Genomic DNA, 12,588 nt, shown 5'->3' with positions numbered 1-12,588 from the left:
CTCAATGTCCTCTTGGCAGTCCTCGTCGGGGCGCCTCAATTCGCCAGTCCCGCAGCCAACCTCTCGCGCAAACTCTTCGGCCGTATGTCGGTCCAGTTCTGTTCGATGTAGTCCAGGCATGCGGCGCGGTCGGCTTCCCCGTAGACCACCCGCCAGCCCGCCGGGACGTCGGCGAAGGTCGGCCACAGGCTGTGCTGCTCCTCGTCGTTGACCAAGACGAAAAACGTTCCACCTTCGTCATCGAACGGATTGATGCTCACAGAGCCTCCCGGCCGTCTACTGAACATGGGTATAACAAGTTCTAAACCATAGTGGAGGCCGTCAGATGTTGCACCGTCTTCACAGGAAATTGACGGCGTTCACCGCGGCCCCCGAACTGCCCGCCCGCGGGCGTCGATCATGCGGGTCCCGGTGGGAGGAATCGGCTCCGAAACGCCTAACGTCATTCGCGCCGTCGGCTCGGGCGACCGGCCTTTACCGACGGCCGCGACGCCCTTTCCCGCCGCAAACGCCGCGTCTACTGTGAACACCGCACAAATCAATACAGTGGCGCGGCGAACGCGCGTAATCTCGCCCCGACACGATCCGAGCCCGGCAGTTTCTCCGATGACCAATCTCCGAGTGAGGCGACATTCATGAACTCCAGCAGCGAATCATCGACGCAGTCGGGGGAACAATCGCCGGTTGCCATGTCCGCGCACCTGGCCGACGACTTGCTGTCCACCACCGCGGATGGCTGGCGCAACTTCTACAACATGCTCAGTCAGCGCCTCGAGGAGGTCGGGGTCGCCAACGTCTCGTTCTTCCTCAATTACGGATACCTGCCGATCGATTCGAACAACGAAGCGGCGTTCGAGATTCGCGAAGGAACCTTCAACGTCAACTCGGTGCGGCTCGTGCTCGAACTCGTCGGTGCGCTCGACCTGAACGGCCGCACGATCGTCGACATCGGATGTGGTCGCGGCGGCAACACCGCGACCGTGGCCGAGAAGTTCCGCTCCGAAGTGATCGGCATCGACATGTCCTCGGAGGCGATCGCCTTCTGCCGCAAAGCGCACACCAAGAACCCCATCGACTTCCGCGTCGGCAACGCCCTCGACGTCCCCCTGGCCGACGACTCCTGCGATGCCATCATCAACGTGGAGTCGTCACACTCCTACGGCAATCTGCCGAAATTCCTCAAGGAGGTCGGCCGGATTCTCCGTCCCGGAGGCTGGTTCCTGCACACCGACTTCCTGAGTCCCGAGGACTGGGACCAGGTGCGAATGCGCCTGAAGCGCCTGGGCTTCGTCACCGAAAGCGACCGCGACATCACCGCCAACGTGTTGGCGTCGCGCGATCAGGCCAGTGACACCTGGGCCCAGGTCTACGGCGACGACAACGCCCGCGTGGCGAACTTCCTCGCGCTGCCCGGGTCCGCGATCTACGAGCAGATGCGGGCCGGCTTGTTGGAGTACCGGATCCTCCGATCCCAACTCCGGACCGCGGCCGCCTAGCGCCTCACGCTCATTGCGCGGGCTCGGTCGCCCCGACCGAATTCGCGCCGTTCAACTCGGGCTCCGATTCCGGCACCTGCGCGGCCAGGTATTCGGCGAGCGACCCGATGGTCGGGTAGTCGAACACCGCGGTGGCGCTGATCGTCAACGCGCCACCGAACTGCGGGAGCAGCCGGTTGCTGAACTCGACCGCCATCAGCGAATCGGTGCCCAGTTCCAGGAACCGGCTGGTGGCGGCCGGCGGTTGCGCGAGCCGCAGGAAGTTCTGCACTTCCCGCCGCAGGTACTCGGTGAGGAAACTGCCGCGCTGGCCCTCGGGCACCTCGTGCAGCTGGCGAAGCAACTCGCTGTCGCCGCGCGCCGCCGTGACGGCGCTTGGCAGGACGTGGTCGAGGATCGACGGGCGGGAGCCGCCCATCACCTTCGCGGCGCGCTGCCAGTTGGCCTTGATGACGGTCGCCTGCCCGGCGCCCTGGAAGACGATCTCGTCGAGCGCGTGCAACGCCGCCGCGGGCTCGAGCGGGATCAGGCCCTGCGCGCTGAGGTTGGCGCGCGCCGCGTGCGACGTGGCCATGCCGCCCTGCGCCCACGGGCCCCAGTTGATTCCGGTGGCGGGCAGGCCGTGCGCCCTGCGCTCCGCGACCAGGCCGTCGAGCAACGCGTTGGCCGCCGCGTAGTTGGCCTGGCCGGGCGACCCGAGCACGCTGGACGCCGACGAGTAGACGATGAAGAAGTCCAGGTCGTCGTCCTTCGTCATGCGGTGCAGGTGGTAGGCGCCCAACGCCTTGGGCGCCATGGTCGTCCGGAAACGTTCCACGGTCTGCTGGGTGAGGAGGGCGTCGTCCAGCACGCCGGCCAGGTGTGCCACCCCGGCGAGCGGCGGCAACTCCGCGCGGATCCGCTCCAGCAACCCGGCCACCTGCGCCTCGTCGCCGACGTCCACCGAGAAGGTGTGGATGCGGCACCGGTGGCGCTCGACGATGTCGTCGATCGCGCGCTGCGCCTCGGCGTCGGGCGCGCGCCGACTGGTCAGGACGATGTCGCCGGCCCCGAGCTGGGCCAGATGTGCCGCCGTGAACAGGCCGAGCGCCCCGAGGCCGCCGGTGATCAGGTAGCTTCGGTCGCCGCGCGGCTGCAGCGGTGCCGGCAGCTGCAGCACGATCTTGCCGATGTGCCGGGCCTGCTGCATCCGGCGGAACGCCGTCTTCGCCTCGGTCAGCGGGTAGACCTCCGCCACCAGCGGGGCCAGGTCTTCAGCGGCCATCGCCGCCGACACCTCGGCCAGCAACGCGCCCACCCGCGCCGGCTCGCGTTCCATGGTCTCGTCCAGCGCGATGATCTCGTAGGAGATGTCCGGCCGGGCCGCGGCCATCTGCTCGCGCGTCCAGATGTCGCGCTTGGCGATCTCGGCGAACCGGCCGCCCTTGGCGGTCGCTCGCACCGTCGCTTCGATGAACCACTCGTTGGTGAGGCTGTTGAGCACGACGTCGACGCCGGCGCCGCCGGTGTCGGCCAGGATCTGGTCGGCGAAGTCGGTGCTGCGCGAGTCGTAGACGTACTGCACCCCCATGGCGCGCAGCGTCGCCCGTTTGTAGGCGCTGGCCGTGGCGAACACGGTCGCGCCCGCGTGCTGGGCGATCTGGATCGCGGCCAGGCCGACGCCACCGCTGGCGGCGTGGATCAGCACCTTGTCGCCCGGTCCGACCTTGGCCCAGTCGAACGCCAGCCGGGTCGTCAGCGCCGCCGCCGGGATGGTGGCCGCGGCGACCGCGCCGACCCCGTCCGGCACCACCGCCAGCAGTTGCGCCGGCACGTTGATCCGGGTGGTGAACGCCCCCTGCATCGTGCCGAAGACCCGCTGCCCGACCTCGAAGCCGGTGACACCGGCGCCCACTTCGGTGACGGTGCCGCAGAAGTCACCGCCGATCCGCCCTGGGTCGCCCGGATAGAGGCCCAGCACGTTGAGCACGTCGCGGAAGTTCAGGCCGGCGGCCTCCACCCGCACCTGCACGTACCCGTCGTCGGGCGCGGCGACGTCCGCCGCGACGACGCGCAGGTTGTCGATCGCACCCCGTTCGGTCGGCTCCAGGGTGTAATCGGTCGTCCGCGGTATCGGAAGGTGACCGCTGCGCGCCCACGGCAGCAGGCGGGGTACCAGGTACTTCCCCTGCCGCAGGGCGAGTTCGGGTTCGTCGACCGGCGTGCCGAGGAGACCGGCGAGCGAGTGCACGGCGTCGTCGAACCCGTCGTGGTCCACCAGCCGGCAACGCAGGGACGGCTGCTCGTTGATCATCGTGCGGCCGAGTCCCCACAGGGCCGACTGCACGGGGTCGACCGGCTCGCCGGACTCGGTGGCCACGGCCCGCTCGGTGACGACCCACAGTCCGCGGGTCAGCTTCAGGTCCGGCTGGGCCAGCAGCGTCCGCACCACCGCGAGCAGCTGCCCGATCTCGGCCTCCAGCCGGGCGTCGAACGCGGCGCTCGACTCCTCCTCGGCCGGTCGCCGCGGGCCGCGCCAGACGAGTCCGGTGACCGGGGTCCCGCCCTCCTGTGCCTGGGCGATGAGCCGCGTCAGGGCATCCGGCTGCACGGCGGCGTCCGTCGTCACGCATCCCGGCAGGTTGGCCGCGAGCTCGTCGAACCCGGCGATCAGCCAGGCGCCGTCGCCCGCCTGAGCGGGGCCGCTCTCCGCCGGTGGCGGCACCTCTTCCCAGCCGAGGGTGTACATGTTGCGGGTCGCGTCGCCGCCGAGCCCGCGCAGCAACGCCTCGCGGGGCGCGCGCTTGACCGCGAACTCGCGGATGCCGCCGAGCCGGCGACCTTCCCGGTCGACGAAATCGAGGTCGAACACCTGGGTTTCGCTTTCGGGGCTGCCGGACTGCCACCGCGCGCGGCAGTAGAACCGCTTCGGCATCTTCTCCAGCAGTTCGACCCGCCCGTAGCGCAGGGGCAGGAACAGGTCGGGCACCCCTTCTTCGGCCGCGGCGAGCACCGCGGGGAAGGCCGGGAAGGCGACTCCCGTGCACAGGTCCAGGAGCACCGGATGAATCGGCTCGCTGCCGAGCTGCTCGGCGAGTTCGTCGCCGATGGCGACGTCGCCCACCGCCTCGCCGTCCCCGGCCCACAGCGACTTGAGCGACGTGGACCAGGTGGGGCCCCACGTGAGCTCCATGTCGGAGAAGGTGTCGAACAACTGCTGCGGGCGCATGCGACCCAACCGCTCGCAGGCGGCCTCGATCGATTCCGCGGGTTCCAGCGCCGGCTCGTCGTCGGCGCCGGTCACGATCCGGCCGTCGGCGTTCAGCGACCACTCGGCGTCGCGGTCACCGAACGGGCGGCTGTGGACTCCGAAGGTCCAGCCGGCACCGTCCTCCAGCGGGTGCAACGTCAGCTGCACCTCGCGGGAAGCCTTCTCCGGCAGGATGATCGGCTCGTAGAAGAAGACGTCGCGCGCCTGCGCCGGCACACCGGCCGCGGCGAGCGCCATCGCCGCGTACGTCGCACCGGGAACGACGACGGTCCCATAGATGACGTGATGCGACAGCCAGGGCTGCGACTTGACCGACCACCGGCTGGTGTAGACGGCGTCACCGGACGCGAGATCCTTGACGCTGCCCAGGATTCCGGCGACGGCGGTGCCCCCTCCGGTGACGCCGGTGGCGCCCGAGGTCTTGGGCCAGATGCGACGGCGCTGGAACGGGTAGGTGGGCAGTTCGAGCCGGTGCCGGGGTTGGTGGTGCAACGCCGCGAAGACGGGACGGTGCCCGGCGACGTAGGCGGCGCCCAGCGCCTCGGCCATCTGACGGCGGGCGTCGGCGTCCTTGCGCAGGGAGACGATGGCCCGCGGGGCGGCCGAGGACTCCGGCCAGGCCTGCATCGCGGCGTTGGTCAGGATCGGTTGGGGACCGACCTCCATCAACACCGTGCAACCGAGCGCCGCGACGGTGCGCACGCTCTCGGCGAACTGCACCGGCTGGCGGGAGTGCCGCCGCCAGTACTGCGCGTCCAGCGGGGTGTCCGCGGTGAGCACCGCGCCGGTGCGGTTGCACACCAGGGGCAGGGCCGGGACCGCGAACTCGAATCCCCTCGCGTACGACTCGAATTCGTCGAGCACGGGGTCCAGCAGCTCGGAGTGGAAGGCGTGGCTGGTGTCCAGCCAGGTGCAGCGCAGGCCGTCACCGCTCAGCTTCGCCACGACCTGTTCCAGGTCCGCTCCCGGACCCGACAGCACGGTGTTGGGGCCGTTGTAGGCGGCGACCGAGATGCGCGGGAACTCCTCGGCGACGCGCTCCACCTCCTGGGCGTCGGCGAACACCGCCACCATCCGCCCGCCGTCGGGCAGGCTGCCGAACAGCCGCCCGCGCTCGGCGATCAGGCGCGCGCCGTCCTCGAGGCTGAACACCCCGGCCACGCACGCCGCGGCGTACTGGCCGACGCTGTGGCCCAGCACCACGTCGGGCTCGGTGCCCCACGACTGCCACAGCCGCGCCAGGCCCATCTCGATCGCGAACAGCGCGGGCTGCGCGAACGACGTGTGGCGCAACGTCTCCCCGGCGCCGCTGTCGGTCGCGAACATCACCTCCAGCAGGGGGCGCGGCAGCATCCCGTCGACCGCCTCCGCGCAGCGTTTGACGGTGTCGGCGAACACCGGTTCGGCGTCGAACAACTCACGCGCCATCCCCGGGTACTGGCTGCCCTGCCCGGTGAACAGCCACGCCGTCTTCGGCGGGTCGCCGCACTCGCCGCGCATCGCCCCCGGCCCCAGCCGGTTCTCGGCCAGCCCGGCGAGCAGCTCGCGGGCGCCCGCAACCGAATCCGCGACGAGCGCGGCCCGGTGTTCGAAGTGGGAACGCCCGACGCCGGCCGTGAAGCACACGTCGGCGAGGTCGACGTCCGGATGCTCGCCCAGCCATTCGGCGTACCGCTGCGCCAGCGCCACCAGCGCCTGCGACGAGCGCGCGGACAGCGGCAGCAGGCCGACCGGTTCCTGGGTAGCGGCCGGCGCCGGCGCCGCGTCGGGTGAATCGGGTTCCGCCACCGCGGGTTTCGACGGCGCCTCCTCGATCAGGACGTGCGCGTTGGTGCCGGAGAACCCGAAGGAGCTCGTCCCGGCCCGGCGCGGCCGGCCGTTGGTCTGCCACGGGATCGGCTCGTCCACCACCCGCACCGGCAGGGAGTCCCACGGGATGTGCGGCGACGGGTGCTCGAAGTGCAGGTTGCGCGGCAGCACGCCGTGCTGCAGCGACAACACGACCTTGATCAGGCCGGCGATCCCGGCGGCGGACTCGAGGTGGCCGATGTTGGTCTTCACCGACCCGATCAGCAGCGGGTGGTCCGGGTCACGATCGGCGCCGTAGACGGCCGCGGCAGCCTGCACCTCGATCGGGTCACCCAGCGACGTGCCCGTGCCGTGGGCCTCGAGGTAGTCGACGTCGCGACCGGCGACGCCGGCCCGGGCCAGCGTCGACGCGATGAGCCGCTGCTGCGCGCCGCCGTTGGGCACCGTCAGGCCGCTGGAGGCGCCGTCCTGGTTGACCGCCGAGCCCTTGATGACGGCGAGGATCGGGTCACCGTCGCGCTCGGCGTCGCTCAGCCGCTTGAGCACCAAAATCCCGCAGCCCTCGCTGCGCGCGTAGCCGTTGGCGGCGGCGTCGAAGGTCTTGCACCGGCCGTCCGCGGACAGCATCCGGGCGCGCGACGTGGCGATGATGGACGCCGGGCTCAGCAGGACGTTCACCCCGCCGGCCAGCGCCAGGTCGCAGTCGCCGGCGTGCAGCGCCTGGCAGGCCTGGTGCACCGCGACCAGCGACGCGCTGCAGGCGGTGTCGACCGCCATCGCCGGCCCTTCCAGGCCGAGCGCGAACGCCACCCGTCCCGCAATGACGTTCAGCGCGTTGCCCGTGATGAAGTGCGCCTCGATGGTGTCCACCGAGTTCGCCGCCAGCAGCTGCGAGTACTCGTTGGCGGCCACCCCCACGAACACGCCGCTGCGGCTGCCGCGCAGGGAGGCCGGCGCGTACCCCGCCCTTTCCAAGCCCTCCCACACGATCTCGAGCATCAGCCGCTGCTGGGGGTCCATCCACACGGCCTCGCGTGGCGAGATGCCGAAGAACTCCGGGTCGAATCCGTCGATGGTGTCGAGGAATCCGCCGTAGCGCGTATAGATCTTGCCCGGCGTCTCGGGGTCAGGGTCGTAGAACTCGTCCACGTCGAAGCGGTCGTCCGGGATCTCCCGGATGGCGTCGACGCCGCCGGACAGCAATTCCCAGTACGCCTCCGGGTCTTTCGCGCCCGGGAAGCGGCAGGCCACCGCGACGATCGCGATCGGCTCGTCCGTCCGTGCCGTCACGACGGGCGCCGCGGGGACCGGCGGCGCGGCCGCCGACGCGGGTGCGCTGAGGCTCAGGACGTCGTCGACCAGAAACCGCGCGACGTCGGTGATGCGGGGGTAGTCCATCGCCAGGGTGGCCGGCAGTTCCTTGCCGACGGCCCGCTCGAGCCGGCGCCGCAGTTCGACGGCCATGAGCGAGTCCATGCCGAGGTCGAAAAGCCCGGCCTCCTCGCGGATTTCCGCCGGGTCGATCCGCGTCACCTCCGCGACGGAATCACGCAGGTAGTCGACGACCAGTTTCTTGCGCTGCTGCACCGGGGCGGCGGTGAGCCGCTCGACCAGCTGGGTGGCTCCCGACGACGACACCGCCGCCGGCGCCGTCGTCTCGGTGGGCACCTCCCGCTCCAACTCGGCCAGGAATCCCCGCTTACCCGCCATCTGATAGAGCGGCAGGAAGCTGGCCCAGTCGATGCGGGCCACGACCCCCTGCGGGGACGGGCCGGCCATGACGTCGGCCATGCCCGCCAGCGCGTCCGCCGGTGACAGCGGTCGCACGCCCCGCTTGTCCAGTTGCGCGCGGGCGGCCTCGTCGGCCATGCCGGCCGTCGACCAGGGACCGAAGTTGACGCTGACGTAGTTGTCTTCGCGCCGCCGCCAGGCCAGGCCGTCGAGGAACGCGTTCGCCGCGCTGTAGGCGCTCTGGCCGCCGCTCCCCCACACCCCGGAGATCGACGAGGTGCACAGGAAGAAGTCCAGCTTCAACTCCGCGGTGGCCTCGCTCAATTGCCAAGCGCCCCAGACCTTTCCGGCGAACACCCGGTCGATCTCGGCGTCGTCGAGGGTCTGCAGCGGGGTGGTGCCGATCTCGCCCGCGGCGTGCACGATGCCCGCCAGCGGCGGCAGTTCGGCCTGCAGCGTCGTCACCAGGCGGGCCACGTGGTGCGGGTCGGCGACGTCGGCCGCGACGACGCGCACGTCGCAGCCGTGCTGTTCGCGCAGCGCGTCGATGCGCTGCTGGGCGGCTTCGCCGGGCGCGCGTCGGCTGGTCAGCACGAGGTGCCGCGCGCCGTGGGCGGCCAGGTATCCGGCGATCTCCATGCCCAGCGAGCCGAGGCCACCGGTCACGAGGTAGGTCGCGTCGTCACGCAGCGCCAGCGGTGTCGAGGTCGGTTGCCCTGCCCGCCGGGTGAGCCGGGGGACGTAGACCGCTTGGTCGCGCAGCGCGAGTTGATCTTCGGGTGCCGCGGTGACCTGGTCGATCAGCCGCGACCAGTCGTCGAGACCGCCCGCCGGCAGATCGACGAGCCCGCCCCACAGCCGGGGGTATTCGAGGGCGGCGGCGCGGCCGAAGCCCCACAGGGAGGTCTGCACCGGCGACACGGTGTCGGCGTTCGACACCCGCTGCGCGCCACGCGTCACCAGCCAGATGGGCGCGCGGAGCTCGGCGGCCGCCGCGGCGCGGAACAGGCGCCGCGTTCCCCCGAGGACGCGATGCTGCATCCGCAGCAGCGACTGCGTCGACGTCGCGGCGTCCGAGTCGAGGGCCGCCAGGACCACGATGCGCAGCGCCGGCGCGTCTGCCGCGCGCAACGTCGCCGCCAACCGTTCCTCGTCGGCGTCGGAGACCGGCAACGCCAGGGTGCGGTGCCGGTGCTTGCGGGCACTCAGGGCGTCGGCCAGAGGTGCGATGACGTCGGCATGGTCGCCGACAAGCAGCCAGTCGGATTCCTCGGCTTTCTGGCTCGTGGCCGCGGATTTCTCCCAGCGCATCTCGTAGCGGCAGTCCGCGATGGATTGCGCTTTGCGCTGTTGGTTGTGTTGCGCCGCAAGCTGCTTCAGGAGGTCGAGCGCCAACGGGTTGTCGCTCGCGCCGTCGAGCCGCGCGGCGAGTTCCTCGATCCGGCCGTCCTCCAGGAGGCGGACGGCCTCGGTGCTCGTGGCCGAGACCTGGCTGACGCTGAGGGTGGCCGCGGCGCGCTGCTCGCGGAACCAGTACTGGCGGTGCTGGAACGGGTAGGTGGGCAGGTCGAGCTTGCGCGCCGGCCCGTGCTGCAGAGCGCCGAAGTTCGGCACGTGGCCGACGACGTAGGCGTTGGCGAGCGCCTCGGCGAGCTGGCGGTGGTCGGCGATGTTCTTGCGCATCGACGCGATCGCCCGCGGAGCGGTGGCCGGGTCCGGCCAGGCGCGCAGGGCCGCCGCGGTGAGGATCGGCTGCGGCCCGACCTCCAGCAGCATGGTGCAGTGCAGATCGGCCAAAGTCCGCACGCTCTTGGCGAACTCGACCGGCTGCCGGGCGTGCCGGCGCCAGTAGGCGCCGTCGAGCTTCGCGCTCCGTCCCAGGGCGGCGCCGGTGCGGTTGCACACCAAAGTCTTTTGCGGTGCGGCGAATTCGAACCGGTTCGCATACGACTCGAACTCGTCGAGCACCGGATCCAGCAGCGCCGAGTGGAAGGCGTGGCTGGTGTCCAGCCAGTCGCAGCGCACACCATCGTCTTCCAGGCCGTCCACCGCCTGCTCCAGGTCCTCCTCGGGACCGGAGAGCACGGTGTTGGCGCCGTTGTAGGCGGCCACCGACAGGCTCGGGAACTCGTCGGTGAGGGCCTCGACGCGCTCGGGGGCGGCGAACACCGCGACCATCCGCCCGCCCGCGGGCAGGCTGCCGAACAGGCGCCCGCGCTCGGCCAGCAGCGACGCCCCGTCCTCCAGGCTGAACACGCCCGCGACGCAGGCCGCGGTGTACTGCCCGACGCTGTGGCCGATCACCACGTCGGGTTCGAAGCCCCACGACTGCCAAAGCCGCGCAAGGCCCATCTCCACCGCGAACAGGGCGGGCTGGGCGTAGGCGGTCTGCCGCAGCGTGTCGTCGCCGTCCGGGTCGAAAATCACGTCCAGCAGCGGCTTTTCGAGCATGCCGTCCACCGCCGCCGCACACCGGGTCATCGTCTCGGCGAACACCGGCTCGGTCTCGAACAGCTCCTTGGCCATGCCGGCGTACTGGCTGCCCTGGCCGGGGAACAGCCACGCGGTCCGCGGCCGGTCCGCGCAGTCCCCGCGGACCAGGCCCGGCGCTGGGCGATCGTCGGCCAGCGCGTCGAGCAACTCGCGCGCGGAGTCGGTCGAGTTCACCACCAGCGCGGCCCGGTACTCGAAGTGCGACCGTCCTTCGCCGGCCGTCAGGCACACGTCGGCCAGCGAGGCGTTCGGGTGAGCGGCCAGCCAGTCGCCGTACGCCTCCGCGAGCTGCGTGAGGGCCTCGGGGCTGCGCGCCGAGAGCGGCAGCAGACTGAAGCGGCGGTCGTCGACAGGCGACGCCGGCGCCGGCGCCGTCGGCGTCAGCTCGGGCGCCTCCTCGAGGATGACGTGGGCGTTGGTTCCGGAGAACCCGAACGAACTGATCCCGGCGATGCGGGGGCGCCCGTCGCGGGCCCACGGGAGGGCCTCGTCGACCACCCGCACCGGGAGCCGGTCCCAGGGGATGTGCGGCGACGGCTTCTGGAAGTTCAGGTGCTTGGGCAGCACCTCGTGCTCGAGCGACAGGATCACCTTGATCATGCCCGCGATGCCCGCGGCCGCCTCCAGGTGACCGATGTTGGTCTTCACCGATCCGATCAGCAGTGGCCGGTCGGCGTCGCGGCCCTGGCCCAGCGCCGCGCCGGCGGCCTGGACTTCGATCGGGTCGCCGAGGGAGGTGCCGGTGCCGTGCGCCTCGAGGTAGCCGACGTCGGCCGGCGCGACGCCCGCGCACTGCAGGGCCTCCGCGATGACGCGCTGCTGGGCGACGCCGTTGGGGACCGTCAGGCCGCCCGAGGCGCCGTCCTGGTTGATCGCGCTGCCGCGGATCACCGCCCGGATGCGGTCGCCGTCGCGGATCGCGTCCTTGAGGCGCTTGATGACGATGACGCCGCAGCCCTCACCGCGCACGTAGCCGTCGGCGGCGGCGTCGAAGGTCTTGCAGCGGCCGTCCGGGGCGAGCATGTGCGCGTGGGAGAAGGTCATGGCGGTCTTGGCGCTGAGCAGGACGTTGACGCCGCCGGCCAGCGCGAGGTCGCACTCACCGAAGCGCAGCGCCTGGCAGGCCTGGTGGACCGCCACCAGCGACGAGCTGCACGCCGTGTCGACGGTGACCGCCGGACCCTGCAGCCCCAGCCCGTAGCTGATCCGGCCCGCTCCGGCCGCCGCCGACGTCCCGATCGCGACGTACGCCTCGATCTCCTCGTAGCTCAGCTGTTCGGAGATCAGGCCGAGGTAGTCGTGGGTGCCCAGACCCATGAACACACCGGTTCGAGTGTTCGCCAGGGCCGATGGCGCGGTGCCCGAATGCTCGACCGCCTGCCATGCCGTCTCCAGCAGGATGCGGTGCTGCGGGTCGATCAGCATCGTTTCGCGCTTCGAGAGGCCGAAGAACGGCGCGTCGAATCCGGTCGCGTCCTCTATGAAGCCCGCCCGGCGCTGCACGATCTTTCCGGGCGCGTCGGGATCCGGGTCATAAAATTCGTCGACGTCCCATCGGTCCTGAGGCACCTCCGAAAGCGTGTCCCGTCCGTGCCGCAGCGCATCCCAGAACTCGTCCGCGTCGGCGGCGCCGGGAAAGCGGGCCGCGTAGCCGACAATGGCGAACCTTTCGGTAGGCCCCTGCAGATCGGTCATTTCCTGCCGCCCATCGTCCGGACGAAGAAGAAAAGAGTGCCGCTGCGTTCGAACGGATTGCTGCTCAACCTGCGTCTCCCGATCTACTGAACATGGGTACAACAAGTTCTAGAC

The 12,588-nt window shown here is 70.9% G+C and carries 3 protein-coding genes; 1 reads left to right on the top strand and 2 read right to left on the bottom strand.

Annotated elements, in window-relative coordinates; genetic code table 11:
* Positions 1-35: 35 nt before the first annotated feature.
* A complete protein-coding gene (locus GPY60_RS11475) occupies positions 36-260 on the bottom strand; it encodes an MbtH family protein (RefSeq protein WP_156687794.1) in 225 nt (74 codons plus the stop codon).
* A 375-nt stretch (positions 261-635) separates the two neighbouring features.
* On the opposite strand from GPY60_RS11475, the gene GPY60_RS11470 reads away from it, so the two are divergent.
* On the top strand, positions 636-1,496 hold the full coding sequence (locus tag GPY60_RS11470; protein WP_156687793.1) for a class I SAM-dependent methyltransferase: 861 nt from the start codon (positions 636-638) through the stop codon (positions 1,494-1,496).
* A 10-nt stretch (positions 1,497-1,506) separates the two neighbouring features.
* Here GPY60_RS11470 and GPY60_RS11465 read toward each other — a convergent pair whose 3' ends face one another.
* Positions 1,507-12,474: a type I polyketide synthase gene (locus GPY60_RS11465; RefSeq protein WP_156687792.1), complete on the bottom strand. Its 10,968-nt coding sequence runs from the start codon at positions 12,472-12,474 to the stop codon at positions 1,507-1,509.
* Positions 12,475-12,588: the final 114 nt, after the last annotated feature.

Origin of the sequence: Mycobacterium sp. Marseille-P9652 (genome assembly GCF_902652685.1) — a bacterium.
GTDB lineage: Bacteria > Actinomycetota > Actinomycetes > Mycobacteriales > Mycobacteriaceae > Mycobacterium.
This window is presented reverse-complemented; position numbering and strand designations above follow the sequence as displayed.

What these genes read in the sequence shown, in the direction of transcription:
- GPY60_RS11465 (WP_156687792.1), bottom strand. Translation starts at nt 12,474, where the DNA reads ATGACCGATCTGCAGGGGCCTACCGAAAGGTTCGCCATTGTCGGCTAC.
- GPY60_RS11470 (WP_156687793.1), top strand. Translation starts at nt 636, where the DNA reads ATGAACTCCAGCAGCGAATCATCGACGCAGTCGGGGGAACAATCGCCG.